This window comes from Streptomyces sp. NPDC051064 (genome assembly GCF_044455985.1).
GTDB lineage: Bacteria > Actinomycetota > Actinomycetes > Streptomycetales > Streptomycetaceae > Streptomyces.
Genome location: NZ_JBITFK010000003.1, coordinates 246,808 through 273,342, shown reverse-complemented (window position 1 = coordinate 273,342; position 26,535 = coordinate 246,808). Strand labels below are relative to the sequence as shown.

Below are 26,535 nucleotides of genomic sequence, written 5' to 3'. Positions count from 1 at the left end.
ATCGAACACCCATTGTGCGGGCGAGAGTTGGCTGTTAGCCTCCCGGGCGATCGGTCGTTTGTTGCGGAAATGATAAGTGGGGTCCGCGACTTCGGGGGAGGATCGTCACCGTGGGGGGTGGAGTGGATCCGCGTTGTGTTGCCGGAATTCTGAACTTCGAACGACATGTGGTCCCTGCCGTCGACCGGTTCAGGGACGCCCAGCACGACCCAGGCGCGGAACGAGCGCTGGCTGATGTGATCGGAGCGGTCGCAGGACTGTCCGGCCTCATGCCCGACTCTCAGCTCGCGGCAACACTGCGGGACTTGACGGCATGGCAGGAGTCCGGGTGTACCGGCGTACCGGACTTCGATGCCACGCGGGACGCCGTGCCTGCTCCGCAGGACGGTGAGGCGGCCGCGTTCGTCGGGCCCGTGATCCTTCCCAACAGCGACCGCCGCGAGGTCAAGCTCGAAGCGTTCTCCGTCGTCCGGCAGGACCCCGACTGCACTCCGTACCTCCAGGCCGCGTATCCGCACCCGAAGGCGATGTTCCAGTCCACCCGCCTGCTGTCCGCCTCCCGAGGTCTGCGGGAGGGGAACTGCGTGGTGTTCTTCCCCGAGAACATTCCGGCGGCCACGCCCTGCACGCAGCAGAACTTCGCATGGTTCTTCTTCAGCCGGCACGTGGACATCTACGCCGACACCCTGGCGATCACGAGCCGGCTGTGCGGTCCCGGATCACCGTTCGCCGGTGAGTCGCGGCTGGTCTCCGCGGAGGTCGACCCCGAGGACGTCTACCAGGCCCGGTGCATCTGGGGTTACCTGCACGACTACTTCCACCACACCGGCCCCCGGCCTCTCGACCAGCACCTGGCGTTGAAGACGACCTGGCGTCCCGGGCTCCTCGAGGAGCTCAAGGTCGACATGAAGTCGGCGATCGCCTGCTTCGAGGAAGAAGTGCCTTTCGGGCCCGTCGTCTTCGAGTACATCCTGCTGGAACGTCTCTTCCGCTACCCGGCGCAGCCCGACCCGCTCCGCAACTTCGACGCGGGCACCGGCTTCGCGCTGGGTACCTGGCTGGCCGAGCACGGACTGTTCACCGACGACGGCCGCGGCCGGCGCACGCTGGGCCCGAAAGCGGAGATCGTGGCGAGCGTCCGCGAACTCATCGGCCTGATCGAGGAGATCGAGACGATCGAGGAGGACGACGCCTACCGGAAGGCGGCCGTCGACTTCCTCTACGGGAAGCTGCTACGCCGTCCCGAGACCAAGCCCTACCGGTACGGTGGCCCCCTGGCACCACTCAGTCTCTGGGGTGCCGAGGTCCATGTCTGACGAACCAAGGTCCAGCACGGCCGAGTTGGACCGTATACGCCAGGACCCGGGCTTCTGCCGCTACCCCACGAGCCATATGGCCGTGGTGGAGTGGGACGCGGACACCGGCTGGTCCGGTCCCGCCGTCGAGCCGTACGGCGCGTCTGCGATGGACCCGAGGACCCTCGGCCTCCACTACGGACTGGCCGTCTTCGAAGGACTGAAGGCGTTCCGAGGCCAGGACGGGTCGGTGTCCCTGTTCCGCCCGGACGACCACGGCAACAGGCTCGGGCGCTCAGCCGAGCGGCTGGCCATGGCCGAGATGCCCGCCGACCTCTTCACCCAGGCCTGCGCCCGCCTGGTCGCCACCGTCGAGCACTGGGTGCCGGGTGGCTACGGGCAGAGCCTTTACATCCGGCCGCTGCTGCTCGCCACCGAGGCCGAGCTGGGTCTCAGGCCGTCGCGGAACTACCGCTGCGTCTTCCTGGCCTACCCCGCCGACCCCTGCTTCGGCGCCGGCTTCCGTCCGCTCGCGGTCACCACCGCGACGGAGGAGGTACGCGCCGTGCGCGGCGGCACAGGTGAGTCGAAGTGCGCCGGCAACTACGCCGCGAGCCTCTACACACGAACGCGGGCCCAGGCCGCGGGCTACGACGAGGTCCTGTGGCTCGACGGACTGGAGCGCCGGTGGGTCGAGGAACTCAGCACCATGAACGTCTTCCTCGTCTGGCGCGACGAGCACGGCACGCGACTGACCACACCTCCGTGCGAGGGAACGATCGTCCGGGGTCTCACACGTGACTCGCTGCTCACACTGGCGGGGGACCTCGGCCTGCCCGTCACGGAGGAGCACACCGCGATCGACGCCGTACGCGAAGGAATCCGCTCCGGCCGCCTGACCGAGCTGTTCGCCTGCGGGACGGCCGGCGTGGTCATCGCCGTGGGCCGCCTCGGCACCGGAGGCGAGGACATGACCATCGGCGACGGCGACGAGGGCCCGGTGACCGGACGTCTCCGGGGCGCCCTGCTCGACGTACAGCAGGGACGCACACCCGACAAGCACGGGTGGCTGTTCCGTGTCACCGGAGCCGCTGCCACCACCACCCACACAGACGAGAGCGGAGGGCGGCACACATGAACCACCGCTCGGGAGCGACAGTCGACCTCGACCGCACACTGTCGGGAGTCACCCGGATCCACACACTCGGCCCGACCGGCACGAACCTGGAGAAGGCGGCCCACCACTGGTTCGCCGACCGGCGGGTCACCGGCACGGTCGTCCTCCACGCCGAGGTGGAGGACGGACTCGACGCCATGAACTTCGACGGCACCGAGGCCATCCTCGCGTGCGCCGTCTATCCGCGCCTGCATGACCTCGTCTTCGGCAACCTGCACCGCCTGGAGATGGTGGACAGCTTCATCCTCGACACCCACGACATGGTCCTGGCCAGCCGCCCGGACCAGGGGACGGTCACCACGATCGTCACCCACCCGGCCCCCAGCTGCCTGGTCACAGGACGAGGTAACGTCTCCCTCACGAGCAGCAACTCCCGCGCGGCCGCCCTCTGCGCCGCAGGGGAGTTCGACGCCTGCGTCACCACCGACGCGGCAGCCCTCGCCGAGGGGCTGCGGGTCGTCCAGAACTTCGGGCCGGTGCCCATGGTCTTCACACTGCACTCGGGCAAGGCCGTCGAGGGCCCCCCGCCCGGGGCGGCGTGATGCGGAGCACCGCCTCGCCGTCCGGCCGCCGTATGCCCGGGGCCTTCCGGGCCCTCATGGTGAGCGAAGCCGTGTCCTCGGCGGGCTCGCAGTTCACCCTCGTCGCGCTGCCCGTGCTCGCCGCGGCGGGCCTGGGCGCGTCCCCGTCGCAGATCGCTCTGCTGAGCGGGGCGCAGTTCGTCCCTGTCCTCATCGTCACGCCCTACGCCGGGAAACTGGCCGACATGCGGGACCGGGCCCCTCTGCTGTACATGTCCCACTTCGCGCGCGCCGTCGTCCTGCTCCTCGTGGTGACGATGTCCGCGGCGGAGTTGCTGAACTACGGGACGCTCTTCGCGGCCGCCGTACTGCTGGGTGCCTTCACCGCACTGTTCGACACCTCCCTGCTCGCCTACGTCCCGGACACCGTCGACTCCCCGGAGCTGACGCGGGCCAACGGACAGCTGGCATCGGTCAACGCGGTCTCCCAGACCGCGGGGCCGGCCGTGGGCGGTCTCGTCGTCTCCGGGTTCGGCCCGCTGCTCGCCGTCGCGCTGGACGCCGTCTCCTACCTGGTGGGCGGAGCGGCCCTGCGGATGCGTCCGAAGCCTTCCCGGCACCGGGCCCTCAAGGAGGACGCGACCATTCGCGCCGGGTTCACCGCCGTCGCCGCGTCGGACCCGCTGCGCCGCCTGGTGGCATCCGGCTCCCTGTTCAACCTGGCTGAACAGGTCGCTCTGAGCGTGCTGTTCATTGCCGTCGTGCAGGAGGCGGACCACTCCGTCGCGTTCCTCGGCTTCGGCTTCAGCGCCGCCGGCATCGGCAGTGTGATCGGCGCCAGAGCGACATCCAGGTACGGAGGCGGTGACGCCGGCCGGTCCTGGGTGTGGGCCCTGCTCCTGTCACAGGCCGCGTTGCTCGCCGCTCTCTGGTCACTCGGCCTGGGCGTCTGGGGCGCCGCGGCGTTCATGGCGGGCATGTTCGTGTACGGCACCGCCATCGCCTACTACAACGTACACGCCCTGACTCGCCGTCAGATCGTGTCGCCCACAGGGATGCTGGGCCGCGTCAACGCCGTCTACCGCACGTTCGCCTTCGGTGCCATCCCCGTCGGATCAGGCCTCGCCGCGCTCCTGCTGCTCTTCACCGACGCTCCGACGGCGGCCACTCTGGTCGCCGTGCTGAGCGTGGCGGCCACCTGGATCCTCATCAAGGGGAACTACTCGATCGAGAGGAGGGACGAGGCATGGACCACCGGCTGACCTCCTTCGTGGTGAGCGAGCGGTCGCGGCTCGACGCCTCCGGCACCGACGAGTCGTGGCTCGACGAGGGCGGTTTCTACACCTCGCGACGCTGGACGGTCTCCCAGGAGGGCGACCGCGGATTCAGCACGGCCTATCTGGTCGGACACGACGAGGAGACCGGCCGGACCGCCGCGCTCGTCCCCTTCCACATGGCTCACGGCGGCGACAGCAACCCGCTCTACAACGAGACCACACTGCTGGGGCGGACCCCGGACATCCAGCTGCTCGCCGGCTCGCGCACCGGGTACGACAACCGGATGCTGCTGCGCCCCGGCCTGTCGGGCGCCGACAGGTCCCGGCTCATGACCACCCTCTGCACCCGGCTCCTGGAATGCGCCGAGGAGTACGGGGCCCGGCACGTGTCCTGGTGGTACCTGCCGGACGAGGAGGCCCGTGAGCTCGGGGAGCTGCCCGGGTTCGCCACGGTCACGACACCCTGCCTGCCGACCGCGGCGGTCCGCCCGCGCGGCGCGACGTTCGACGCCCACGTCGCCGCCCTGCCGGCCTCGCGGCGCTCACTGGTCCGGCGCGACCTGAAGCGGCTGACCGCGGGCGGCTACCGGACCCGGACCCTCCCCGCCGAGTCGGTCCCCCTGGAGAGGTACGCGCCTCTCGTCGTCCAGGTGCAGGTCCGGCACGGCGAGGAGCTGAGCGAGGAGGGCGCGGTCCGCTACCTCCGCCGCTGTCTGAGTATCGGCTCCGGCGACGACGTGGTGATCACCGAGGTGCTGGACAAGCAGGAACGCCCTGCCGCCTTCGCGCTGGGGATCATCCATGGCGGGACGCTGCACATGCGGGTGTTCGGCTGCGACTACCGGGCCGGCCACGGCACCAGCGGCGAGTACTTCGAAGCGACCGTGTACGAGCCGCTGAGGATCGCCCTGGAACGGGGCCTCGACGCGGTCCACCTGGGGGTCACCTCCTACCGGGCGAAGTCACTGCGGGGCGCCGAACTGCGGCCACGCCGGACGCTGTTGATGTCCCGCTCGGAGCAGGACCTGCCCACGCCCGCACCCGACTGGAGCTTCCTCGGGGACGATGAGCGATTCCTCGCAGGCGGACCATCGGAGGTCATCCCGTGCTGATCGTCGTACAGCCCCTTTCCGCCGGTGCGCGCCTCGTCTCCAGAGTCGTGCAGTCCGGGGTCCCCTGTCTGATCCCCACCCAGTTCCCCGAGCTGCTGCCCCCGGAGGTCACCGCGGCCGCCACCGTCGTCGACTGGCACCCCGACCAGGGGGTACCCGGTCTGCTCCGCTGCGTCGAGGAGTCCGGGGGCCGGCCCACCGGCGTCGTCGCGGGCTTCGAGTACGTGGTGCCGGAGAGCGCGGAACTGGCCAGGTCGCTGGGGCTTCCGGCGCTCGGCGCGGACGCGGCGGAAGCGGTCCGTCAGAAGGACGTGATGCGCCGGCGGTGTGCCGAGCGGGCCGTCTCCTTCCCCCGCTCCGTCGCCGTCCCCCCTGAGGCCGCGGGGCCGTGCCCGCTGCCGTTCCCGGTCGTGGTCAAGCCGGTCGACTGCGGGGGCAGCCTGCTGGTGAGTCTCTGCCGCGACCAGGAGGAGTACGAGCAGGCCTGCGCGTCCGTGCACTACCCCGGGGAGGTGAAGTTCCACCCCAGCCCCCGGCGGATCGCCCTCGTCGAGGAGTACGTCGAGGGACCGGAATTCTCTCTCGACGGCTGGGTGGACGCGGGCGGGCCGCACGTCGCCAGTGTCACGACCAAGTTCGTCTCGGACCCGCCCTACTTCTTCGAGACGGGCCATATAGCCACCGCTCCGGCACATTCCCCGTACGGCGAGGTCCTCGAGGAGTTCGCACGGAGCGTCGTGGCGGCGTTCGACCTGTCGGTCGGTCCGTTCCACATCGAGACCCGGATCGACCGTGAACGCGGGCCCGTGCTGATCGAGGTCGGGGCCCGGCTGGCCGGCGACAACATCCCCGAACTCGTGCTGGCCGGACCCGGGGTGGACCTCTGCGCGGCGGCGGCGGACGCCGCCCGTGGCCGGCGGCACCCGGAACCGCCGGTGTCGCCGGTCAGCGCGGGCCTCGCCTTCGTCACCACCGCCCGGCCCGGCCCGTACGCCGGCACGCTCACCGGCTTCGAGCCGTTCCCCGAGGCCCCGGAATTCCGGGGCCTCGTCCCGGAGGCGGACCCGGGAGCGGTGCTCGACCCGGACGACATCTTCAGCAACCGGGTCGCCCGGATCCACTTCGAGGGAACTCTCGACCGGGTCGAGCACCTGGTCGCCTCGGTCATCAAGGACGTCATGGTCGACATCGAGGTCGACAACGAGAACGGTGATCTCAAGAAAGAGGAAGCTGCCCGCGTATGAGCAACGAACTGACCGTCACGCCGACCGCCGCCCCCCGCCCCAAGCCGGAGGCGGGCTCGTCCACCGGGACGATCCTCACCGACCACGCGTTCTTCATGCGCTCCGGGAAGCGCCGCAGCTGGCAGGGACTGACCGTCGCCGACCGGGACGCCATCCCGGCGCTGCGGCCCACCGCCGCTGCCCTGCAGGGCGGCCAGGTCGTGGTGGACGGGCTCAGGGCATACCGGATGACGGACGGGACGGTCTCCGTGTTCCGCCCCGACAGCCACATCAAGCGGCTCAACAACGGCGCCCGTCGGCTGGCCCTGCCCCAGGTCGACTTCGACCGTGTCTGGAGCTCCGTACGTGCCCTGGTGCAACTGGACCAGGAGTGGCTCCCCCAGGAGCCGGGCGGAGCCATGGACCTGCGCGCGGTGCTGGCCGCCAACGGTACGGGACTGACCGCGGGCCCCGTGGACGACTGTCTCTTCTACGTACTGGCATCCGTGGCGGACCAGGACGAGGCGGGAGGGAAGGCCGTACGGGCGATGACGCTCGACGGCTACGTCCGCGCCTGGCCCGGAGGTTTCGGCGACATCAACGCCGTCGGCACCCTCGCGATGGGCGTGGTGCCGGGCGAGATCGCCGCCAACTACGGCTACGACCACGTGCTGTGGCTCGACGGTCCGCAGGGCCGCCTCGTCCAGCAGATCGGGAACCTCAACGTCTTCTTCGTGATCGACGGGGCGCTGACCACGCCGCTGCTCGACCGTTCCGTCCTTCCCGGAATCACGCGCGACTCCATCGTCAAGCTGGCGCGCGACTCCGGGACGAGGGTCGTCGAACGGCCGGTGGAACTGGCGGAGGTCCTCAAGGGCATCGCGGACGGCACCGTCACCGAGTGCTTCGCCGCCGGGACGGAGGCCGGGGTGGCGCCGGTGACCTCGCTCGGTCACCAGGGCGAGGAGTACCGCCTCGCCGACGCGGCGGGTCCCGTCACCACGCGCTTCCGCGATCTGCTCCAGGGCCTCCACCGGGGTGAGGCGGTCGACCGCTTCGGGTGGATGCGCCGGGTGACCGAGATCGCGCCGGTCCATGCCTGAGGGCGCCCCTGTTTCCTGTGGTGAGAGCCGCACCGAGAACGACCTGGAAGAAGAAGCCTGGAGGTACCGCTGACATGGCCTATGTCGTCACCGACGAGTGCATCGGCTGCAAGTACACGGACTGTGTGGACGCCTGCCCCGTGGACTGCTTCCACGAGGGCCCCGACATGCTCTACATCAACCCCGAGGAATGCATCGACTGCAACGCGTGCGTCGCCGAATGCCCGCCCGAGGCCATCTGGGCGGACGTCGACCTGCCGGAGGACAAGCTCCAGTGGATCGAGATCAACGGAGAGATGAGCGGCACGTACCCGGTCCTCTTCGAGAGCCGTGGTCCCAAGGGACAGCCAGAAAGCCAGCCTTCCTGACCAGAGAGCGGGAACCGACGTCATGACGACCCAAGTCGAAAACCCCTTCATGCTCGGACTGGACTCGAACTTCTACCTGAAGGACGAGTTCGAGAGCCCGGAGAAGCGCACCAACGTCACCTGGTTCTACCCGAAGATCTGCGGCTTCCAGGACGCCCTCGACGACGAGGCGAAGAAGGCGGAGTACTTCTCCTTCCTGGACCGTCAGTCCCACCCGGAGCAGACCGACATCCTGCTCTACTTCCACATCCCCTTCTGCGAGGCGTTCTGCAACTTCTGCGCGTGCTTCAAGGAGTCCGCGGCGAAGTACCAGGGGGAGCGGCAGAAGCGTTTCGTCAAGGCGATGGTGCGGGAGATCGAGCGTAACGCCCGGTCGAAGTACTTCCAGGGTACGAAGATCAAGTACGTCCAGTTCGGCGGCGGCACGCCCTCCGCGCTGGAGCAGGAGTCGATGGCCGACATCCTGGAGGCCGTGCACCGTGAGTTCGACCTCAGCGAGGTCGACGGCATCTCCCTGGAGGGCAGCCCGCTCGGCCTCTCCAAGGACGGGTACATCGAGATGCTCAAGTCCCTGGGCATCACCCGTATCTCGTTCGGCGTGCAGACGCTGGACGAGGAGATCCGGCGGAAGCTGACCATCAAGGCCACCGTCGAGCAGGTGCACCAGACGGCCGAGAACATCCGCCGGGCCGGCATCCGCACCTTCGCGCTGGACCTGATGTACAACCTGCCGGGGCAGGACGACGAGGTCCTCGCCCGGGACCTGGAAGGCATCTGCGCCGAGCTGCGGCCCAGCTTCGTCCAGACCTACCGCTTCAACCAGTGGGAGGGGACGCGGCTCGACCAGCAGATCCGCGCGGGCAAGGTGGCCGACGTCAAGCCCTCGGGCAGCATCGAGCGGGTTCAGTACCGGCAGATCAAGGACGGGCTCGCGGCCTACGGCTACGACAAGCAGCTCCTGATCAACTTCTTCACCCACCTGGACGACCCGGGCGAGATCGGCCTGAACCACGCCTGCGGAGGCAACGGCTACCGCGCCAGCTACACGCTGGGCATCGGCCCCGCCGCCGAGAACTACATGGGCGAGCGGAGCTACCGGAACCACACCGACGTCGAGCGGTGGATGCGTGACGTCGAGGCCGGGATCCTCCCCATCGAGCAGGGCCGGATCTGCAGTGACGACGAGGTCGAGAACCGCGTCATGGTCTTCTTCCCGGTCTTCGGCAGCGTCCGCAAGGAGGACGTCGCCAACTTCGAGAAGTACCGCCGGGAAGTCGACTGGCTGGTCGAGGGCGGCTACGCCGTGGAGACCGACGAGGAGCTCACCCTGACCGAGTCCGGCCGGGAGAACGCGGGCAACATCGCCTTCCTCTTCTACTCCGACGAGGAGAAGGCCAGGGCCCGCCGCACCATGTACCTCTCGCTGAAGAACAAGCGGAACCCGTTCCACCAGGACCAGCAGAACATCCCGCGGACGCCGCTCTTCCTGCAGACCCGCCCCAAGACGCAGGACGAGAAGCCTGCCGCCCCCGAGAGGAGCTGAACCGAGGGTGAACGACCGCAAGACCCAGGCGGATATCGAGAACGACCTCCGTGAGGTCATCGCCCAGATCTTCCCGCACCAGAAGGTCGACCTGACCTCCAGCACCCCGCTCTTCAACGGCGGGCTCTCGCTGAACTCGACCCAGATGATCGAACTCACCCTGGCCTTCGAGACGTTCTACGACATCGAACTCGAACCGGAACTGCTGACGGTGGAGAACTTCGCGTCCCTGGGCTCCCTGTCCGAGCTGATCCAAGAGCTCCTGGACGACGAGGTGTCCACTGTCTGACATCGCCACGACGGGACCGGCGGAAGCCGGTTCCCGCTCTCCAGCGGACGTGCGGATCGTCCTGATCCACGGAAACGCCGGGGCGAGCGTCGAGGGCATCTGGTTCCCGTACCTCAGACGGGAGCTGGAGGCCCTCGGCCACCGGGTCGTGGCCGAGACCTTCCCCGACCCCATCAAGGGCCGCATGCGGTACTGGCTTCCGTACCTCACGGACGTCATCCGCCCGGACAGGAACACGGTGATCGTCGGGCACTCGTCCGGGGCGCTGACCGCCTTCCGGTACGCGGAGACGGCGCCGCTGCTCGGCACCTTCGCCGTGGCCGGCCACCACAACGACTGCGGCTTCGAGCTGGAGCGCCGCAGCGGGTTCTTCGACCGGCCGTGGGACTGGGACGCGATCCGGCACAACCAGCGATTCATCGCACAGTTCCACTCGAAGGACGACCCCTGGGTCCCCTTCGAGGTGGCGGAGGAGCTGCACCGTCTGACCGGCAGTGACTTCACGGTGATGGACGACATGGGTCACTTCGGCTCGTACGACCAGCAGATGGACACCTTCCCGGAGTTGCTGGACGCCATCCGGTGCCGGCTGGAGGACCCCTTGACCTGGCAGGAGGAAGGATGAACGGCTTCGAGGACGGCACCGTCCCGCGGCTGGCGGACGGCATCCTGGAACGCCGGTGCGGGAGCGATGCCACGGCGGTGGTGGACCTGAGCACCGGGGAGCAGGTCTCCTACCGGACCCTGGCACGGCGGACCCAGGCGCTGGCGGACCTCCTCGCCCGGCACGGGGTCGGCAGGGGCACGACCGTCGCCATGGTCATGGACAAGTCCGCCGCCTCCGTGGCGGTCATGTGGGCCGCCCTCCGGCTGGGCGCCCGCTACGCGCCGGTGGACGAGTCACTGCCCTCGGCGAGGGTCGCACTGCTGCTCGGCATGTGCGCACCCGCCGTCACCCTGGTCCACCAGCGGCACCGCGGCCTGCTCGACGGCGCGCCCGCCGGTACGGTCCTCACCGTCGGACCGGAGTTTCCCGAGGAACCCGGCGGCAGGCAGTGGGACCCCGCGGCCGAGACCGACGTCCGCCCCGCGGACTCCTCGGACCGGAGCCCCGAGGACCACGCCTATGTCGTCTTCACCTCGGGATCGACCGGCCTTCCCAAGGGGGTCGTGATCAGCCACCGCTCCCTGTGCGCCCTCCTCGAAGGAGTGCAGCGGGTGGTCGGCTTCGACGACGGCATGCGTTTCCTCAACGTTGCGCCGCTCTTCTTCGACGCATCGGTCGTCGACCTCTGGTCGACCTTCCTGGTCGGGGGCAGCGTCCACCTGCTGCCCCGGCTGCGCGTGCCCTCACAGATCACCCGGGCCTGCGAGGAGTGGCGGATCACCGACACCCTGCTCGTCTCCTCCGTGGTCCGCATGCTGGTCGGCCGTTTCAGCGATGCCGGCCGCCGGGATCTGAGCTCCCTGCGACGGCTCTGGTTCGGCGGCGAGTCCTGCCCCGTTCCGGTGCTGCGCGCGTTCGCCGCCCTGGTGCCCGGACTCACCTACGTCCACGGGTACGGGCCGACCGAGACGACACACAGCGCGACGCTCTTCCTCACCGACGACATAGCCGGTTACGACGAGGAGTTCCTGCCCATCGGAAGCCCCCTGCCGTCCGTCGACCTCCTGGTCGTCGACGACAGCCTCCGGCCGGTGCCCGACGGTGAGGCCGGGGAACTCCTGATCGGCGGACCGCAGGTGATGACGGGTTACTGCGGCGACCCGGAACGCACCGAACGCGCCCTCGTCAGCCCTCCGGACTCCGGCGGCGCCCGCTACTACCGGTCCGGCGACTACGTCCGCCTCCGGGACGACGGTGCTCTCATGTTCCTGGGCCGGCGCGACGACGCTCTGAAGATCAACGGCAACCTCGTCCACCTGTCCGAGGTGGAGGCGGCGGCACTCGCCGTGGAGTGGGTGACGGACTGCTGCGCGGTTCCGGCCGAACACCCCGTGGCAGGGAAGGTGATCGGCCTGTTCGTCCTGGGCCGACGGGACGGCACGGGCCCGGACGAGGAAGAGCTGCGCCGGGAACTGGCTCTGCGGCTGCCTCCCTACATGATCCCGGCCCGGATCGACTTCCTGTCCGACGAAGACGTCGACCTGACCGCTTCCGGCAAGCTCGACCGCACACGCCTGCGGGAACTCACGAACAAGTGAAGGGAAGTCACCACATGGTGGAGGACGAGCTCGCCTCCTTCGGGCGGCGCGGCACGGTGACCGTCGTCCCCCGCTCCGCCAGGGGCCTCAGCCTGGGCGACGACCCCGCACAGCTCCTGCTCCACCCCGTGGAGGACTTCCTCCCGGAGCCGGCCGTGGTCGACCGGCTGGCCGACGCCTTCACCCGCGAAGGGCTGACCGTCGAGGCGCGCTCCGACGCCGGCCTCACCGTCAGCGGTGAGAACGGACTGGTCGAAGAGGTCTTCGGCAGCACGGTGGTACCCGTACGCAACAAGTACATCAGGGAGTCGGTCCGCTACGAGCTGTCCGCGACGGGCACGCTCCGGCCCCGTCTGCACCCCGAGCTGATCACCGAGGTCCGGGCGCCCCGCGCGGGCTTCGAGCTGGCGCCGAGCGCCGTTCCGCCACCGCCGCACACCGCCGGGTACCTGAGACTGCCCGAGGACGCCGCGCGGCTGGCCGGTGCCGACCGGCTGCACGCGTCCGGCATCCGGGGCGACGGCGTCCGGGTGGTGATGGTGGACACCGGACTGTACGACCACCCGCACCACCGGGCGCACGGCTACACCACGGCCGTGGTCCCGGCGCTGACTCCGCTCGACCCCCGCAGCGACGAGCGAGGCCACGGTACGGCGATGTCGGCGCTGCTCCTGGCAGTGGCTCCGGGGGTGTCGCTCACCATGGTCAAGATGGCGGGCGAGGCGTTCTCCTTTCCGGTCGCGGCCTTCCAGCGGGCGGTGCAGCTGGAGCCGGACATCATCTCGTGCAGTTGGGGAACCCTGCGGGAGGAGCCCCACCTGCACCTGGAGGTGGCCAACGCGGTCCGGCGGGGGATCACCGTTCTGTTCGCCGCCGGAAACGGCTCCACCGACCGGCGTGAGGCCATGTTCCAGTCGGTGGCGACGCCCGGGGTTCTCACGGTCGGCGGCGTCCACGTGGGCCCCGGCGGGGAGCTGCGCGCCTCCGATCTCGCCTCCAGCTACCGGTCGGCGGTCTTCCCCGGCCGGACCGTACCGGACGTGTGCGGCCCCTGCGGGATGCTGCCCCACGGCGACTACATCGTGTTCCCGACCCAGCCGGGCTGCCTGTTCGACCGGCGTAACAGCAGCTACGACGGAACGGCTCCCGACGACGGCTGGCTGGTCTCCAGCGGCACGTCGGGGGCGACGGCCTACGCGGCCGGTGTGGCGGCGCTCGCCGTGCAGCAGGGCATCGGCCAGGGCCGGGCCCTCAGGACGGAAGACCTGGTGAGCGCCTGCCTCCCGGTGACCCGAGGGCGTTCGATCACCGGGGACGACTGCGGCGGAGTCTGCCCGAACCACGCGGTCGGCCACGGCCTCCTCACCGTCTGAACCGCCCGGCCGCCGACAGCGGCCGGGCGGTCGCACCGCGAGTGCCGGGGGATGTCGGACGAGGCGCCGCATCCACCCATGGGGGTCGTTCGCCCGGCCGAACTGGATGTCCACCAGCCGCCGGCGCAGACGCATGGTCACCGAGTCCTCGGCCCCCGTGTCCGGCGCGGTCACCTCGCCGTCCCTCCAGACCAGCCGCCCCACGGGAGTCACGGCGGCGCCGGTGCCGCAGGCGAACACCTCCCGGATCGCTCCCGTCCGCGCGCCCTCCTGCCATTCGGAGATCTCCACCGGACGTTCCTCCACGTCCAGCCCGATCTCCTTGGCGAGGTCGAGGATCGAGGCCCGGGTGACACCTTCCAGGACGGTTCCGAGCTCCGGGGTGAGCAGACGCCCGTCGCGCGTGACGAGGTAGAGGTTCATGCCGCCCAGCTCCTCGACGTAGCGGCCCTCCGTCGCGTCGAGGAAGCAGACCTGGTCGCAGCCGTGCTCGGAGGCTTCCAGCATCGGCGCCAGGCTTGCCGCGTAGTTTGATCGACACCGGCTGCACCCCGCCGGAGAAGTACGGGCCGACCGGCGAGGCGATGACCATGTACGTCACCTCGGCGGCGGGCCGCACCCCCAGGAAGGGCTCCGAAGCGAACATGAACGGCCGCAGATACAGGCTCTGTTCGCCCTCGGCCGGCACCCACGCCCGGTCGGCGCGGACGAGCTCACGAACCGATTCGAGGAGGAGGGACTGCGGGAGTTCGGGAAGCGCCAGGCGCCGGGCGGAACGGGCGAACCGCTCACCGTTGGCTTCCGGACGGAAGGTCCAGACAGACCCGTCGGAGTGCCGGTAGGCCTTCATCCCCTCGAAGATCTCCTGCGCGCCATGCAGGACCGCCGCGGCCGGATGCATGGGAATCGGAGCGAACGGGACCACAGCGGCGTCGTCCCAGCCACGTTCCTTCGTCCACACCGCCCGGGCGATGTGGTCGGTGAAGTACCGGCCGAACCCGGGGTCCGCCGGGATCTCGGCGCGCCGGGCGGGGCTCGCCGGGTCGGGGTTGGGCTGAACAGTGAACCGCAGACTCATCGCGGAGATTCCCCCGGTCGTCATTCAGGATCGTGGTGGTGGCCCATCATGGAGTGACGGTTCGGAACCCCAGCGGTCGATCAGTTTGCGGAGCAAGAGAATTGGATCTTGGAATGGCGGGCGGTCGGGCCACCGGGAACGAGGACGTCAGAGGGCTCGGAGAGGCCGCCGCCGCTGCCGCCGCCGGTCTCGTCGGCAGGCCGGTGCTGTGTGTGGGGACCGACCTGGTCGACGTGGACGAGATGCGGGCCACCCTGGCCCGCCAGCCCCGCTTCGCCGGTCATGTCTTCACACCCGCCGAGCGCGCCTACTGCGAGATCCCCGACGACTCCGCCGAGCGCTATGCCGTGCGGTTCGCCGCCAAGGAGGCGGTCCTCAAGGCCCTGGGCGTGGGCCTCACCGGTTCGGTCCTGACCGAGATAGAGGTGCTGCACACCCGGTCCGGCAGCCCGGCCCTCCAACTCACCGGCCGCGCGGCGACGTTGGCCGAGGAGGCCGGTGTGCGGTCCTGGCTGGTCACTCTCACCCACAGCCGGAGCCTGGCGCACGCCTTCGTCGCCGGCCTCCCGGGCTAGGCCTTTCGTCCGGATCAGGCCGGATCACGATCCGGTCTCGGGCGACCCTCAGGGTCTTGCTTTCGGTCGTGTAATCGATTCCAATCATCCGTGTAATCGATTCCACGGCTCGTTCCGCTGGTCTCGAGGGTCACGGAAACCACAAGGAGGTGGTCCGGAAATGGCGAGCATCAAGGATGTCGCGGCCCAGGCGGGAGTCTCTGTCGCCACGGTCTCACGCGTCCTCAACAGTCATCCCTCCGTCAGCCCGGACGCACGCAGACGTGTCCTCGCCGCCGTCGACGCCCTCGGCTACCGGCCCAACGCCGTGGCCCGCTCGCTGCGCACCGACCAGACACGCACGCTCGGCCTCGTCATCAGCGACGTACTCAACCCGTACTTCACCGCGCTGGCCCGCTCCGTCGAGGAGGAGGCGCGCGGACTCGGCTACAGCGTGATCATCGGCAACGCCGACGAACGGCTCGAACAGCAGGACCACCACGTCCGTACGCTCCTGGACCGCAGGATCGACGGGCTCCTGGTCTCGCCCGCCGACGGCGACTCCCCGCTGTTGCTGGACGTCGCGCGCACCGGCACCCCGATGGTCTTCGTCGACCGCTGGATCCCCGGGGTGGACATCCCCGTCGTGCGCGCGGACGGACACCGGGCCATCCAGGACCTGGTCGCCCATCTGTACGCCCTCGGCCACCGCAGGCTCGCCATCATCGCGGGCCCGGCCGCCACCACGACCGGCAACGAACGCGTCGAGGCCTTCCGGGTAGCGATGCGGGCCCACGGCCTCGCCCTGCCCGACGCCTACATCGGGCAGGGCGACTTCCAGGCCGCCAGCGGCCGGCGCGCCACCGAGAGCTTCCTGTCGCTGGCCGAACCGCCCGAGATCGTGTTCGCCGCAGACAACCTCATGGCGCTCGGCGCCCTGGACGCGATCCGCGCACGCGGTCTCCGTGTCCCCGAGGACATCGGGATCGCGGCCTTCGACGACATCCCGTGGTTTCTCCACACCGCCCCGCCGATCACCGCGATCGCCCAGCCGACCGGCGATCTCGGCCGAGCCGCCGTGCGTGCGCTGATCGACATCGTCGAGGGCCGGCCCCCGCAGTCCGTGACCCTGCCCGCCCGCCTCGTCGTACGCAGCTCCTGCGGCGAGCGCCCCTCCACCCCCGGGAGCAACGAGTGAGCGAATCAGTCGAGTTGCTGCGCATCGAAGGCGTACGCAAGACCTTCCCCGGTGTCGTCGCCCTGGACAGCGTCGACTTCGACCTGCGCGGCGGCGAAGTGCACGTCCTCCTCGGTGAGAACGGTGCGGGCAAGAGCACCCTCATCAAGATGCTCTCCGGCGCCTACCGCCCGGACAGCGGCCGGATCTTCGCCGGCGGCCAGGAGGTGCGCATCCACGGAGCGCAGGACGCCGAGAGGCTCGGGATCGCCACGATCTACCAGGAGTTCAACCTGGTCCCCGATCTCACCGTCGCCGAGAACATCTTCCTCGGCCGCCAGCCGCGCCGCTTCGGCATGATCGACCGCGGGCGCATGGAGGCCGACGCCGAGGTGCTCCTGCGCCGTGTCGGCCTGCACGTCTCGCCCAGGGCCAGGGTCCGTGAACTGGGCATCGCCCGGCTGCAGATGGTCGAGATCGCCAAGGCGCTCAGCCTGGACGCACGTGTCCTGATCATGGACGAGCCGACCGCGGTCCTCACCTCCGAGGAGGTCGACAAGCTCTTCGCGATCGTGCGGCAGCTGCGCGCGGACGGCGTCGGCGTCGTCTTCATCACCCACCACCTCGACGAGATCGCCGCCCTCGGCGACCGCGTCACCGTCCTGCGCGACGGCCGTAGCATCGACCAGGTGCCCGCCTCGACGCCGGAGGCGGAGCTCGTCCAGCTCATGGTGGGACGCAGCATCGACCAGCAGTACCCGCGCGAACGCCCGGAAACGGGGCCGTCGTTGCTCTCCGTGCGCGGGCTCACCCGGGACGGGGTCTTCCACGACATCAGCTTCGAGGTGAAGGCCGGTGAGGTCGTCGGTCTCGCCGGACTCGTCGGAGCCGGCCGCACCGAGGTCGCCCGCGCGGTCTTCGGCGCCGACCCCTACGACGCCGGAACCGTCGAGGTGCGCGGCGAGCGGCTGGGCAAGCACGACGTGACCGCCGCCATGGGCGCCGGGATCGGCCTCGTCCCCGAGGACCGCAAGGGCCAGGGCCTCGTGCTCGACGCCTCCGTCCAGGAGAACCTCGGCCTGGTCACCCTCCGCTCGGCGACCCGCTCCGGAATCGTCGACGTCAAGGGCCAGCGCACCGCCGCAGCCCGCATCGCCGAGCAGCTCGGCGTACGCATGGCGGGCCTCGGTCAGCACGTCCGCACCCTGTCCGGCGGCAACCAGCAGAAGGTCGTCATCGGGAAGTGGCTCCTGGCCGACACCCGGGTCCTGATCCTCGACGAGCCGACCCGTGGCATCGACGTCGGCGCGAAGGTCGAGATCTACCAGCTCATCAACGAGCTGACGGCCTCCGGCCACGCCGTCCTGATGATCTCCAGCGACCTGCCCGAGGTCCTCGGCATGAGCGACCGGGTCCTGGTCATGGCCCAGGGCCGCATCGCCGGAGAACTCCCCGCCCACGAAGCCACCCAGGACGCCGTGATGGCCCTCGCCGTCAGCGCCGCGCCTGTGACCGACCCCACCGAGCACGCAGAGAACGCAGAGGAGAGCCCCCGTGGCCACTGACACGCATCCGAGCAAGACGGGCGCGGGCGGCGCCGGACACGCCCTCCGCCGCCTCCTGCTCGACAACGGCGCGCTCAGCGCGCTGGTCGTCCTCCTGGTGGCGATGTCGCTGCTCTCCGGCGACTTCCTCACCACCCAGAACCTGCTGAACGTCGGTGTCCAGGCCGCGGTGACCGCGATCCTCGCGTTCGGTGTCACCTTCGTCATCGTCTCGGCGGGCATCGACCTCTCCGTCGGCTCGGTCGCCGCCCTCTCCGCGACCGTCCTCGCCTGGTCGGCGACGTCCGCGGGTGTACCCGTCTGGCTGGCGGTCATCATCGCCGTGGCCACCGGCATCGCGTGCGGCTTCGTCAGCGGGGCCCTCGTCGCCTACGGCAAGCTGCCGTCGTTCATCGCGACGCTGGCCATGCTCTCCGTGGCGAGGGGGCTGTCCCTGGTCATCTCCCAGGGCCGGCCGATCCCCTTCCCCGACTCCGTCTCCGTGCTCGGTGACACGCTCGGCGGCTGGCTGCCCGTCCCCGTCCTCGTGATGATCGCGATGGGCCTGATAGCGGCACTCATCCTGGCCCGCACCTACATCGGCCGCTCCATGTACGCCATCGGCGGCAACGAGGAAGCGGCCCGGTTGTCCGGACTGCGCGTCAAGAAGCAGAAGCTGGCCATCTACGCCCTCTCCGGCCTCTTCGCCGCCGTGGCCGGCATCGTCCTCGCCTCCCGTCTGGTCTCCGCACAGCCGCAGGCGGCACAGGGGTACGAACTCGACGCGATCGCCGCGGTCGTCATCGGCGGCGCCAGCCTCGCGGGCGGCGTCGGCAAGGCGTCCGGCACCCTGATCGGCGCACTGATCCTCGCCGTGCTGCGCAACGGTCTCAACCTCCTGTCCGTGTCCGCCTTCTGGCAGCAGGTCGTCATCGGCGTCGTCATCGCCCTCGCGGTGCTGCTGGACACACTGCGCCGCAAGGCGGGGTCCGGCGCGTCCGCAGGAGGCGCGTCCGCCGCACCCGGATCACCCGGAAAGGGCCGCAAGGGCGCGATGCAGCTGGGCATCGCGGTGGTCTGCCTGGCCGCCGTCATCGCCGCCGTGACCTTCTTCAAGTCCGGTTCCTCCGGCACCACCACCAAGGTGGGCATGTCGCTCTCCACCCTGAACAACCCCTTCTTCGTCCAGATGAAGGAAGGCGCGCAGCAGGAGGCCGAGAAGGCGGGGATCGACCTCACCGTCACCGACGCCCAGAACGACGCCTCGCAACAGGCCAACCAGCTGGAGAACTTCACCAGCTCCGGGGTGGACTCCGTCATCGTCAACCCGGTGGACTCCGACGCGGTCGGCCCCGGTGTCCGCAACGCCAACAAGGCGGACATCCCGGTCGTCGCCGCGGACCGGGGCGTCAACAAGGCGGAGACGGCGACACTCGTCGCCTCCGACAACGTCGCGGGCGGCAAGCTCGCCGCGAAGACACTCGCCGACCGGCTCGGCGGCAAGGGCAGCATCATCGTCCTCCAGGGCACCGCCGGCACCTCCGCCAGCCGTGAGCGCGGCGCGGGCTTCGCCGCAGGCATGAAGGCGTACCCGGACATCAAGATCGTGGCGACGCAGCCGGCCGACTTCGACCGCACCAAGGGCCTGGACGTCATGACCAACCTGCTCCAGTCCCACCCGGGCATCAACGGCGTCTTCGCCGAGAACGACGAGATGGCGCTCGGCGCGGTCAAGGCACTGGGCAGCAAGGCCGGGAAGTCCGTCCCGGTCGTCGGTTTCGACGGAACCCCCGACGGCCTGACGGCTGTCGAGGCGGGCACCCTGTACGCCTCCGTGGCCCAGCAGCCCGGGGAACTGGGGAAGATCGCCGTACAGAACGCCGTCAAGGCTGCCGACGGCAAGAAGATCGACAGCATGGTGAAGGTGCCGGTCAAGGTCGTCACCCGGCAGAACGTCGCCGACTTCTCCTGATCACGAAAGGCACTGCCCTGATGCACGCGACCGATGCCTCCGCAGCCTCCGCACCCTCCGGGCACGACCTCCTGGTCGTCGGGTCTGCCAACGCCGACCTGGTCGTCGGTGTCGACCGCCGCCCCGGGCCGGGGGAGACGGTGCTCGGCTCCGACCTCGTCGTCCACCCCGGCGGCAAGGGCGCCAACCAGGCGGTCGCCGCCGCCCGACTCGGCGCCCGTACGGCGCTCCTGGCCCGGGTCGGCGACGACGCCCACGGGCGGTTGCTGCGCGCCTCGCAGCAGGAGGCGGGTGTCGACACCGGCGGAGTACTCGTCGGAGGGGCGCCCACCGGCGTGGCCCTCATCACCGTCGACCCCTCGGGCGACAACAGCATCGTCGTCTCCCCGGGCGCCAACGCCCGGCTGACCCCCGATGACATCAGGGCCGCGGGACCGCTCTTCGCGTCGGCCCGCGTGGTCTCCGTACAGCTGGAGATCCCGTTGGACACCGTCGCGGCGACGGCCCGTGCCCTCGGCCCGGGCGCGCGGCTGGTCCTCAACCCCTCCCCGCCCGCGCCGCTCCCCGACGAGGTGCTGGCCGCCTGCGACCCGCTGGTGGTCAACGAGCACGAGGCGCGTTACATCCTGGGGGAGGGCGCGGGCAGCACCCCGGAGTCCTGGGCCCGTGGACTGACCGCCCTCGGCCCGCGATCGGTGGTGATCACCCTGGGTGCCGAAGGCGCGCTGGTCTCCGACACCCGTGGGGGCGACCCCGTACGCGTACCGAGCCCCCGGGTCGACGCCGTGGACACGACGGGCGCGGGCGACGCGTTCACCGCGGCCCTGGCCTGGCGGCTCGGCCTGGGCGAGGAACTCGCCGAAGCCGCCGCGTTCGCCGTGCGGGTCGGCGCGGCAGCCGTCACCAAGGAGGGCGCGCAGGCGTCCTTCCCGACAGTGGAAGAGGTCGCCGCGCTGTGAAGAAGTCAGGCATCCTGAACCGCCATCTGGCGGGAGCGCTGGCCGAACTCGGTCATGGCGACGGCGTGCTGATCTGCGACGTGGGCATGCCCATCCCCCGGGGGCCCCGCGTGGTCGACCTCGCCTTCCGGGCGGGCGTCCCGTCCTTCGCCGAGGTCCTGGACGGCCTGCTGGACGAACTGGCCGTGGAGGGCGCGACGGCGGCCGAGGAGATACGGGAGGCGAACCCCGAAGCCGCCCGCCTCCTGGCCGCCCGCCTCCCGGACCTCACACACGTGACCCACGAACAGCTGAAGGCGCTCACCGCGTCCGCCCGTCTAGTGGTGCGGACAGGGGAGGCCCGGCCGTACGCCAACGTGCTGCTGAGGTGCGGCGTCTTCTTCTGACACCGGTCCCGGCCGCGGCCCTTGCTCCGGTGGGGCCAACCGGTCGAGGATCTCGAGGTGGGCGGGGGTCAGACGGACACTCCCCGCCGCGGCGTTCTCCTCCAGGTGGTCGATCCGGGCCGTGCCCGGGATCGGGAGGACGACCGGCGAGCGGTCGAGCAGCCAGGCCAGGGCGACCTGTGTGGGGTGGCCTCCAGCTCGGCCAGTTCCTCGTTGGCGCCGCCGCCGTACATGTGCGCGGTGTCGATCAGTGTGATGCCCAACTCGACCGCGTGGCGGGCGACCGAGAGACCGGTCTCGCGGGCGGTCCCCGGTTCGGTCGGCAAGCGCATGGCTCCGAATCCGAGCCGCCGTACCTCTGGATCCCCACCGATGCGAAACGGTGTCGCTGTCATGTGCCGCGTAGATCCCTTCGATTCAACGTGACACGCCAGCAGCTCAGTTGGCCGGATCGGCCGGGACTGCGAGCGTGCTCGTCGTGCGTCCCCAACTCCGTTGCGGCCGGATTCCCGAACCCTTAGGGTCGGGCCTGTGACTGCCGGGTCGGCCTTGGGCCATGGACGAGAGAGAAGCCCGGCTCCCGCATGAGCGCGTGGCGGGCGCGAGCCCCGCCACCCTGTCGTGTTCTCCCGCCCGGCGCCCTGCGTGGCGCCCCCTTCCCAGCGGAATCCACGACACGGAGAAGCAGCAGACATGTCCCACACACAGCAGCACGACCCGCACGGAAGCGAGCAGGGCGTCGACGTCGTCCAATTGGACCACCACGCCGTGTTCGCCAGAGACCGCAACCTGTCGGCGGAGTTCCTCGCCACCGTCCTGGGCCTTGAGGTCGGCCGCCCGTTCGGGGCGTTCCTCCCCGTCGACCTGGGCAACGGCGTGACGCTCGACTACTACGAACTGCGGGGCGAGCCGGTGCAGTCGCAGCACTACGCCTTCCTCGTCCCCGACGCGCAGTTCGACACCATGGTCGCCCGGCTCGGGGCGCTCGACGTCACGTATTACGCCGACCCCCATCACAAGGAACCCGGCCGTATCAACCGGCTCTTCGGCGGCCGCGGGGCCTACTTCAAGGACCCGGACGGCCACAACATGGAGATCATGACCCGGCCCTACGCCCGGCCCAGGTAGCCGCCGCCGTCATGCGTCCGTGAGCCCGTCGACCAGCGCGGCCAGCGCCGTGGCCAGCGCGTCGAGCCCCGGGCCGGCCGGGCCGCCCGGCTCGCTCATGTACAGGTCGCGCCGGATCTCGATCATCAGCGCGCCGACCCGCCGGTCCGCGCCGTAGTGCTTGAGCGGCACGTACGTACCGGGGAACGGGCTGTTCAGCCCTGTGCCGCCGAATCCCGCGAACGCCGCCTCCGCCCGGGCCAGAAGCCCGGGCGGAGTGTGGAAGCCGTCGGTGCCCAGACAGACCGGAGGCCGCGGGCCGGTGCCGTGCAGCTCGTACGGGAGCGCGGTGGTCGGGTAGGAGTGGACGTCGATGACGACGGCACGACCCGTGGCGGCCAGCCGTCCGTCGACGGCGGCGGTCATCGCCCGGGCGTACGGGTGGAAATAGCGGTCGAGCAGCGGCGCCGGATCCGCACCGGGCGGGCGGAGCCGCTCCCGGTGCGTGGTGCGGGTGTAGACCGCGCCCATGCCCACCGCCAGCATCTCCTCCCGGTCGTCGGGGAACCGTTCCGGGTCGACGACCAGCCGCGACAGGCCGTTGACGAAGCGCCAGGGGGTCACAGCGCAGGCCGCGGACGCCCTGGCGGCCAGGTCGGCCGTATGGGAGTCCGTGATGTGGTCGAGTTCGGCGCCGAGGGCCTCGTCGTCGAGCACGATGCCATGGCGCACGCGCTCGGGGACGATCCGGGAGGAGTGTGGGACATGCAGCAGCACCTGAGACCCGGCGGCGCCGGGCAGGAGCTGGAAGGGGGACGGCTCGGGGCTCAAGAGTCGGTCCTCGTACGTGAGGCCTCGGGGTGGGGGGCGGTCGCGTAGCCCGCGAGGGCCGGTTCCAGCAGATCGAAGGCGGCGGCGGCCTCTTCCCCGATGATCGCGGCGATCTCGGGGTTGCCCCTGCCCGCCAGTGTCAGTTCCTGGATGCGTCGGAACAGGACGCGGTGCACCCCGCCGAGCAGGGTGGCCGCCGTGCACGGGGTGATGTCGTCGGCGGAGGTGCCGGTCGCCTCGGCGAGCACCTCCGCCAGGGCGTCCTCGCGCCGGTCGTGCAGGCCGCGCAGGCACGTCGAGAGCGTCGGGCTGTCGGCGATCATCCGGGAGAACCGGCGTCCGGCGAATCCCGCCACCGGGTCCTGGGCCGCGGCGGAGGCCAGGAAGGCGCGACGGAGCGCGGCGAGAGCCGATTCACCGGCGGCGCGGCCGGCGACCGTACGCGCCAGGCTCGCAGCGAACTCGTCCTGGTGGTCCAGCGCCAGATCCTCCTTGCGCGCGAAGTAGTTGGTCACCGTCTTCTTCGCGACCCGGGCGGCGGTGGCGATCTCGGCGATCGTCGTCCGCTCGAAGCCCTGCTCGACGAAGAGCCTGGTCGCGTGGTCGGAGATCGACTGCCGCGTCTCGCGCTTCTTCGACTCGCGGAGTCCGACGGTCTCGGTGCTCGCCTGGATGCTCATGAGTGAAGTTTATACTCGTCGTATCTTTCTGCGCCGACCGGTGTGGGGCGCGGCGCGTGCGGACGGAGAGATCAGTTCGCCCAGACCTCGGCGTCGTCGGCCGGGACGGTGGTGGCGAGCTTCAACTCCTTGCGGGCGGCGACCGTCCCGTTCGGGTCGATGCCGGTGAAGGCGAGGTCATAGGCGATGTAGAAGTCGTCGATGCTCCCGGCCGAGGCCGCCTCCTCCCATGCGTCCGCGGTCTCCTTCAGCCGCGTGCGGAGCTTGGTGGTCTCCGGCTGTTCCATGCTCTTCAGGCCGGTCACGTGGGCGTTCAGAGCCGCGGACACGGCCTCGGCCTGCTCCTTGTAGCCGGCAAGGTCGTCCTCGATCTGGTCCGCCTCGGGCTGGTTGTTCCAGAGCGCCTCGTAGACGGCGTTGGAGCCCTTCAGGTAGGCCAGCTGGTCGGCGTTCAGGGACTTGTTCTCGAGCGATCCGGAGAACGTGCCCGACTCCTTGGCGTACGTGCAGCTCACCGCCCGGTCGCCGGTCTTCCAGGTCTCGCTGGTGGGGTAGTAGTAGAAGAGGCCGACGCCCGCCGGGACCGCCCAGGTGTCGGAGATGAACTTCTGCGTCTCCACCGGGCACTGCTTGTCGGCGATCTTCGTCGCTCCGGCGTCACCGGGGTATGCCGACTCTCCCTTGATGGTGAACTCGCCGACGACCTGACCCTTGTGCGCCTCCCCGCACGGGACGATCTCGACGCTGAATTCCTGGCTCGCCGTCGCCCCGCTGTTCGGGTTGTAGCAGTCGCCCGGAGTGAGGGAGAAGACCGACCGCTGACGCATCGCCTTCTTGGCACCGGCCTTGGCGCTGTCGATGGCATCGCCGCAGCCCACCGCGCCGATCGCGAGAAGGGCGACGGCGGCGGATATGCCGCGCGCTGAACGGGACGTGACACCGAAAAACATGACGTGGGCATCCTCAAGCGGAAGAGCTGTGAACAGATGTGCGCATCGTATGACATGCGTGTGACGGCTCTGTGCGCAGGTTGAACTTACGCTCGTAGCATTTTTATGTTGACCGACTGTGTGCACCGGAGCTAAAGTTATGCCCATGGTAAATATGCTCTCGTCGTGAAGCGCAGGGAACGGCCCCGGCGGGCGTCAAGGCCCCCCCGGTCGTCCCCTAACTGACGTGCCGTCGTTTTACCGCCCACTCGCACGACTTCGGCCCGGGAGCCCGCATGCAGATCACCACGTCCACCGTTTCGCTCACCGTCGACGACGTCGCCGCGTCCAAGGCCTTCTTCACCACCCACCTCGGGTACAGCGAGACCGTCGCCACCGAGGACTTCGCCTCCCTCGCCCGCGAGGACGCCGCAGTCGATATCGTTCTCCTGCGCCGCGGCATCGACGTCCTGCCCGACGCCCAGCGCGACCAGCATGCCTCCGGACTGATCCTCGCCTTCACCCTCACCGGTCTGGAGGACGAGGAGAAGCGGCTGCGCGCGGAAGGCGTCGAGATCACGATGCCGCTGCGCGAAGAACCGTGGGGCGAGCGCCTGTTCCAGATCACCGACCCCAACGGGGTCGTCGTCCAGTTCGTCGAGTGGGCCGCAGCGCCGGATTCGGAGCACGCATGAGAACACTGCAGACCGTGGCACTTCTCGCCTCGGCCGTAGGAGCGGCCCTGATGGCGGGGCTGTTCTGCGCCTTCTCCTACGCCGTCATGCCGGGCCTGTCCCGTGGCGACGACCGGGCGTTCGTCCAGAGCATGCAGCGCATCAACCGGGCCATCGTCAACGGCTGGTTCCTCACCCCCTTCCTGCTGCCGCTGCCGCTGCTGGTGCTGGCGACGGTCCTCGCCGCGAAGGGGCACAGCGGGGGAGCCCTTCCGTGGATCATCGCCGCCCTGGTGCTCTACGGGGCGGCGTTCCTCGTCACCGGAACGCAGAACGTCCCGCTCAACGACACACTCGACAAGGTGCCGCTCGACTCGGCCCCCGACCGGCTCAGGGAAGCCCGCGCCGCGTTCGAGGACCGCTGGGTCGCATGGAACACCGTCCGCGCCGTCCTCCACACCGCGTCCCTCGCCGCCCTGCTGTGGGCGCTCTACGTCCATGGCACGGCCGTACGGGAGTTGAGCTCGTAGGGGATCCACGCGGCCCGGGGGATCAGGCCGCGATCACGACCGCCGGCCTGGTCAGGGCGGGGGAGTCCGACGGCACGGGAGCCTGGGTGAAGACGACCATCCGCAGCAACGCGAACCGCCCGACCCCGGCCGCCGCGGACGCCGACAGATAGACGGTCTGCTCGACGAGCGCGGAGGGGGCGGACTGCGCGGCGTGCAGCACGAGCAGCGCACCGGTGGTGAACGCGTAACTCACCACCACCGTCAGCCCGGACTGCAGGTGGACCCGCCACCCCCTGCGGTCGCTCCGGAAGGAGATCCGGCTGTGCAGCTCCGTCGCGATCACCGTGGAGACGACGGTGATCACGGCGTTGGCGAGGACCAGCGGTATCCGCCCGCCCAGCAGCACCAGCGCACCACTGGCGGCCAGTCCGACTCCGCCCCCGCAGACGACGAAGCGCACGAACGCCGCGACCAGCGGATGGGCGGTGCGCTTCGTCGGCAGGTGCGATCGGGCGGTCACGGGGTTCCTCCGGGAGGAGTGCGGGGACGGTCCTCTGATTCCACCCCACAAGCTGGGGCCGGCACGTCCCCCCAGCGATGCAGCCAGGCCCCGACTTATATGGGGGGTATCCCCCAGGGCGACTGG

General features: G+C 70.1%; 28 protein-coding genes and 1 pseudogene. 22 read left to right on the top strand and 7 right to left on the bottom strand.

Going from position 1 to position 26,535, the window contains the following annotated elements; all coding sequences use genetic code 11:
• The first annotated feature begins 110 nt into the window (after positions 1 to 110).
• The 13 genes from ACIBCU_RS13100 (at position 111) to ACIBCU_RS13040 (ending at position 13,486) form a co-directional block, all read left to right on the top strand.
• Entirely contained in the window at positions 111 to 1,316 is a 1,206-nt protein-coding gene (locus tag ACIBCU_RS13100) for a DUF6421 family protein (RefSeq protein WP_399231218.1), read from the top strand.
• Positions 1,309 to 2,433, top strand: a complete 1,125-nt coding sequence (locus ACIBCU_RS13095; protein ID WP_399231216.1) for a branched-chain amino acid aminotransferase — start codon at positions 1,309 to 1,311, stop codon at positions 2,431 to 2,433. The genes ACIBCU_RS13100 and ACIBCU_RS13095 overlap by 8 nt, the downstream gene beginning before the upstream one ends.
• The gene (locus tag ACIBCU_RS13090; RefSeq protein ID WP_399231213.1) at positions 2,430 to 3,014 is read left to right on the top strand and encodes a bacilysin biosynthesis protein BacA; all 585 of its coding nucleotides are present in this window, start codon (positions 2,430 to 2,432) and stop codon (positions 3,012 to 3,014) included. The genes ACIBCU_RS13095 and ACIBCU_RS13090 overlap by 4 nt, the downstream gene beginning before the upstream one ends.
• A complete protein-coding gene (locus ACIBCU_RS13085) occupies positions 3,014 to 4,255 on the top strand; it encodes an MFS transporter (RefSeq protein WP_399231211.1) in 1,242 nt (413 codons plus the stop codon). The genes ACIBCU_RS13090 and ACIBCU_RS13085 overlap by 1 nt, the downstream gene beginning before the upstream one ends.
• Positions 4,240 to 5,382 (top strand): GNAT family N-acetyltransferase, encoded by a 1,143-nt coding sequence (locus tag ACIBCU_RS13080; protein ID WP_399231208.1) that lies wholly within the window; start codon positions 4,240 to 4,242, stop codon positions 5,380 to 5,382. The genes ACIBCU_RS13085 and ACIBCU_RS13080 overlap by 16 nt, the downstream gene beginning before the upstream one ends.
• Positions 5,376 to 6,626: an acetyl-CoA carboxylase biotin carboxylase subunit family protein gene (locus tag ACIBCU_RS13075; RefSeq protein WP_399231206.1), complete on the top strand. Its 1,251-nt coding sequence runs from the start codon at positions 5,376 to 5,378 to the stop codon at positions 6,624 to 6,626. Before ACIBCU_RS13080 ends, ACIBCU_RS13075 begins: the two co-directional genes overlap by 7 nt.
• Positions 6,623 to 7,708 (top strand): aminotransferase class IV, encoded by a 1,086-nt coding sequence (locus tag ACIBCU_RS13070; RefSeq protein WP_399231204.1) that lies wholly within the window; start codon positions 6,623 to 6,625, stop codon positions 7,706 to 7,708. The genes ACIBCU_RS13075 and ACIBCU_RS13070 overlap by 4 nt, the downstream gene beginning before the upstream one ends.
• Positions 7,709 to 7,782: 74 nt before the next feature.
• A complete protein-coding gene (locus ACIBCU_RS13065; RefSeq protein WP_362928110.1) occupies positions 7,783 to 8,076 on the top strand; it encodes a ferredoxin family protein in 294 nt (97 codons plus the stop codon).
• A gap of 22 nt (positions 8,077 to 8,098) precedes the next feature.
• A complete protein-coding gene (locus ACIBCU_RS13060) occupies positions 8,099 to 9,619 on the top strand; it encodes a radical SAM protein (RefSeq protein WP_362928108.1) in 1,521 nt (506 codons plus the stop codon).
• A 7-nt stretch (positions 9,620 to 9,626) separates the two neighbouring features.
• Positions 9,627 to 9,908 (top strand): phosphopantetheine-binding protein, encoded by a 282-nt coding sequence (locus ACIBCU_RS13055; protein ID WP_362928106.1) that lies wholly within the window; start codon positions 9,627 to 9,629, stop codon positions 9,906 to 9,908.
• A gap of 49 nt (positions 9,909 to 9,957) precedes the next feature.
• Positions 9,958 to 10,533 carry an alpha/beta hydrolase gene (locus tag ACIBCU_RS13050; RefSeq protein ID WP_362928104.1) on the top strand — a complete coding sequence of 192 codons (576 nt, stop codon included), beginning with the start codon at positions 9,958 to 9,960 and terminating at the stop codon, positions 10,531 to 10,533.
• Entirely contained in the window at positions 10,530 to 12,113 is a 1,584-nt protein-coding gene (locus ACIBCU_RS13045) for an amino acid adenylation domain-containing protein (protein WP_399231200.1), read from the top strand. Before ACIBCU_RS13050 ends, ACIBCU_RS13045 begins: the two co-directional genes overlap by 4 nt.
• 14 nt (positions 12,114 to 12,127) lie before the next feature.
• The gene (locus ACIBCU_RS13040; protein ID WP_399231198.1) at positions 12,128 to 13,486 is read left to right on the top strand and encodes a S8 family serine peptidase; all 1,359 of its coding nucleotides are present in this window, start codon (positions 12,128 to 12,130) and stop codon (positions 13,484 to 13,486) included.
• Positions 13,487 to 13,543: 57 nt separating this feature from the next.
• On the opposite strand, the pseudogene ACIBCU_RS13035 reads toward ACIBCU_RS13040, so the two are convergent.
• Positions 13,544 to 14,564: pseudogene (locus tag ACIBCU_RS13035) on the bottom strand (branched-chain amino acid transaminase); the annotation flags it as partial.
• Positions 14,565 to 14,677: 113 nt separating this feature from the next.
• On the opposite strand from ACIBCU_RS13035, the gene ACIBCU_RS13030 reads away from it, so the two are divergent.
• From ACIBCU_RS13030 to rbsD, 6 genes are all read left to right on the top strand, one after another.
• Positions 14,678 to 15,139, top strand: coding sequence for a holo-ACP synthase (locus ACIBCU_RS13030; protein ID WP_399231196.1), 462 nt, complete (start codon positions 14,678 to 14,680; stop codon positions 15,137 to 15,139).
• A 160-nt stretch (positions 15,140 to 15,299) separates the two neighbouring features.
• Positions 15,300 to 16,316, top strand: coding sequence for a LacI family DNA-binding transcriptional regulator (locus tag ACIBCU_RS13025; RefSeq protein ID WP_399231194.1), 1,017 nt, complete (start codon positions 15,300 to 15,302; stop codon positions 16,314 to 16,316).
• Positions 16,313 to 17,860 carry a sugar ABC transporter ATP-binding protein gene (locus ACIBCU_RS13020; RefSeq protein ID WP_399231192.1) on the top strand — a complete coding sequence of 516 codons (1,548 nt, stop codon included), beginning with the start codon at positions 16,313 to 16,315 and terminating at the stop codon, positions 17,858 to 17,860. The genes ACIBCU_RS13025 and ACIBCU_RS13020 overlap by 4 nt, the downstream gene beginning before the upstream one ends.
• Positions 17,850 to 19,811, top strand: coding sequence for a substrate-binding domain-containing protein (locus ACIBCU_RS13015; protein ID WP_362928092.1), 1,962 nt, complete (start codon positions 17,850 to 17,852; stop codon positions 19,809 to 19,811). The genes ACIBCU_RS13020 and ACIBCU_RS13015 overlap by 11 nt, the downstream gene beginning before the upstream one ends.
• Positions 19,812 to 19,831: 20 nt before the next feature.
• Positions 19,832 to 20,770 carry a ribokinase gene (locus ACIBCU_RS13010; protein WP_362928091.1) on the top strand — a complete coding sequence of 313 codons (939 nt, stop codon included), beginning with the start codon at positions 19,832 to 19,834 and terminating at the stop codon, positions 20,768 to 20,770.
• Complete coding sequence (gene rbsD, locus ACIBCU_RS13005; RefSeq protein WP_399231190.1) at positions 20,767 to 21,156, top strand: D-ribose pyranase; 390 nt, start codon at positions 20,767 to 20,769, stop codon at positions 21,154 to 21,156. Before ACIBCU_RS13010 ends, rbsD begins: the two co-directional genes overlap by 4 nt.
• On the opposite strand, the gene ACIBCU_RS13000 is transcribed toward rbsD, so the two are convergent.
• Both ACIBCU_RS13000 and ACIBCU_RS12995 read right to left on the bottom strand, forming a co-directional pair.
• The gene (locus tag ACIBCU_RS13000) at positions 21,088 to 21,318 is read right to left on the bottom strand and encodes a hypothetical protein (protein WP_399231679.1); all 231 of its coding nucleotides are present in this window, start codon (positions 21,316 to 21,318) and stop codon (positions 21,088 to 21,090) included. The genes rbsD and ACIBCU_RS13000 overlap by 69 nt on opposite strands.
• The gene (locus ACIBCU_RS12995) at positions 21,225 to 21,488 is read right to left on the bottom strand and encodes an aldo/keto reductase (protein WP_399231187.1); all 264 of its coding nucleotides are present in this window, start codon (positions 21,486 to 21,488) and stop codon (positions 21,225 to 21,227) included. Before ACIBCU_RS12995 ends, ACIBCU_RS13000 begins: the two co-directional genes overlap by 94 nt.
• A gap of 361 nt (positions 21,489 to 21,849) precedes the next feature.
• Here ACIBCU_RS12995 and ACIBCU_RS12990 point away from each other — a divergent pair, with 361 nt between their 5' ends.
• On the top strand, positions 21,850 to 22,284 hold the full coding sequence (locus ACIBCU_RS12990) for a VOC family protein (protein ID WP_362928087.1): 435 nt from the start codon (positions 21,850 to 21,852) through the stop codon (positions 22,282 to 22,284).
• Between the two features lie 9 nt (positions 22,285 to 22,293).
• Here ACIBCU_RS12990 and ACIBCU_RS12985 read toward each other — a convergent pair whose 3' ends face one another.
• The 3 genes from ACIBCU_RS12985 to ACIBCU_RS12975 all read right to left on the bottom strand — a co-directional run bounded on the left by ACIBCU_RS12985 (position 22,294) and on the right by ACIBCU_RS12975 (position 24,724).
• Entirely contained in the window at positions 22,294 to 23,094 is an 801-nt protein-coding gene (locus ACIBCU_RS12985) for an N-formylglutamate amidohydrolase (RefSeq protein WP_399231184.1), read from the bottom strand.
• Positions 23,091 to 23,774, bottom strand: a complete 684-nt coding sequence (locus tag ACIBCU_RS12980) for a TetR/AcrR family transcriptional regulator (protein ID WP_399231182.1) — start codon at positions 23,772 to 23,774, stop codon at positions 23,091 to 23,093. Before ACIBCU_RS12980 ends, ACIBCU_RS12985 begins: the two co-directional genes overlap by 4 nt.
• A 71-nt stretch (positions 23,775 to 23,845) precedes the next feature.
• Complete coding sequence (locus ACIBCU_RS12975) at positions 23,846 to 24,724, bottom strand: septum formation family protein (protein WP_362928081.1); 879 nt, start codon at positions 24,722 to 24,724, stop codon at positions 23,846 to 23,848.
• A 275-nt stretch (positions 24,725 to 24,999) separates the two neighbouring features.
• On the opposite strand from ACIBCU_RS12975, the gene ACIBCU_RS12970 reads away from it, so the two are divergent.
• The gene (locus ACIBCU_RS12970; RefSeq protein WP_362928079.1) at positions 25,000 to 25,398 is read left to right on the top strand and encodes a VOC family protein; all 399 of its coding nucleotides are present in this window, start codon (positions 25,000 to 25,002) and stop codon (positions 25,396 to 25,398) included.
• Complete coding sequence (locus ACIBCU_RS12965; RefSeq protein ID WP_399231180.1) at positions 25,395 to 25,907, top strand: DUF1772 domain-containing protein; 513 nt, start codon at positions 25,395 to 25,397, stop codon at positions 25,905 to 25,907. Before ACIBCU_RS12970 ends, ACIBCU_RS12965 begins: the two co-directional genes overlap by 4 nt.
• A 22-nt stretch (positions 25,908 to 25,929) precedes the next feature.
• Here the strand turns inward: ACIBCU_RS12965 and ACIBCU_RS12960 are convergent, their stop codons facing one another.
• On the bottom strand, positions 25,930 to 26,409 hold the full coding sequence (locus ACIBCU_RS12960) for a GtrA family protein (protein ID WP_362928075.1): 480 nt from the start codon (positions 26,407 to 26,409) through the stop codon (positions 25,930 to 25,932).
• Between the last annotated feature and the right edge of the window lie 126 nt (positions 26,410 to 26,535).

What these genes read in the sequence shown, in the direction of transcription:
- ACIBCU_RS13095 (WP_399231216.1), top strand. Translation starts at nt 1,309, where the DNA reads ATGTCTGACGAACCAAGGTCCAGCACGGCCGAGTTGGACCGTATACGC.
- ACIBCU_RS13090 (WP_399231213.1), top strand. Translation starts at nt 2,430, where the DNA reads ATGAACCACCGCTCGGGAGCGACAGTCGACCTCGACCGCACACTGTCG.
- ACIBCU_RS13085 (WP_399231211.1), top strand. Translation starts at nt 3,014, where the DNA reads ATGCGGAGCACCGCCTCGCCGTCCGGCCGCCGTATGCCCGGGGCCTTC.
- ACIBCU_RS13080 (WP_399231208.1), top strand. Translation starts at nt 4,240, where the DNA reads ATGGACCACCGGCTGACCTCCTTCGTGGTGAGCGAGCGGTCGCGGCTC.
- ACIBCU_RS13070 (WP_399231204.1), top strand. Translation starts at nt 6,623, where the DNA reads ATGAGCAACGAACTGACCGTCACGCCGACCGCCGCCCCCCGCCCCAAG.
- ACIBCU_RS13065 (WP_362928110.1), top strand. Translation starts at nt 7,783, where the DNA reads ATGGCCTATGTCGTCACCGACGAGTGCATCGGCTGCAAGTACACGGAC.
- ACIBCU_RS13060 (WP_362928108.1), top strand. Translation starts at nt 8,099, where the DNA reads ATGACGACCCAAGTCGAAAACCCCTTCATGCTCGGACTGGACTCGAAC.
- ACIBCU_RS13045 (WP_399231200.1), top strand. Translation starts at nt 10,530, where the DNA reads ATGAACGGCTTCGAGGACGGCACCGTCCCGCGGCTGGCGGACGGCATC.
- ACIBCU_RS13040 (WP_399231198.1), top strand. Translation starts at nt 12,128, where the DNA reads ATGGTGGAGGACGAGCTCGCCTCCTTCGGGCGGCGCGGCACGGTGACC.
- ACIBCU_RS13030 (WP_399231196.1), top strand. Translation starts at nt 14,678, where the DNA reads ATGGCGGGCGGTCGGGCCACCGGGAACGAGGACGTCAGAGGGCTCGGA.
- ACIBCU_RS13025 (WP_399231194.1), top strand. Translation starts at nt 15,300, where the DNA reads ATGGCGAGCATCAAGGATGTCGCGGCCCAGGCGGGAGTCTCTGTCGCC.
- ACIBCU_RS13010 (WP_362928091.1), top strand. Translation starts at nt 19,832, where the DNA reads ATGCACGCGACCGATGCCTCCGCAGCCTCCGCACCCTCCGGGCACGAC.
- ACIBCU_RS12995 (WP_399231187.1), bottom strand. Translation starts at nt 21,488, where the DNA reads ATGCGCTTGCCGACCGAACCGGGGACCGCCCGCGAGACCGGTCTCTCG.
- ACIBCU_RS12990 (WP_362928087.1), top strand. Translation starts at nt 21,850, where the DNA reads ATGTCCCACACACAGCAGCACGACCCGCACGGAAGCGAGCAGGGCGTC.
- ACIBCU_RS12980 (WP_399231182.1), bottom strand. Translation starts at nt 23,774, where the DNA reads ATGAGCATCCAGGCGAGCACCGAGACCGTCGGACTCCGCGAGTCGAAG.
- ACIBCU_RS12975 (WP_362928081.1), bottom strand. Translation starts at nt 24,724, where the DNA reads ATGTTTTTCGGTGTCACGTCCCGTTCAGCGCGCGGCATATCCGCCGCC.
- ACIBCU_RS12970 (WP_362928079.1), top strand. Translation starts at nt 25,000, where the DNA reads ATGCAGATCACCACGTCCACCGTTTCGCTCACCGTCGACGACGTCGCC.
- ACIBCU_RS12965 (WP_399231180.1), top strand. Translation starts at nt 25,395, where the DNA reads ATGAGAACACTGCAGACCGTGGCACTTCTCGCCTCGGCCGTAGGAGCG.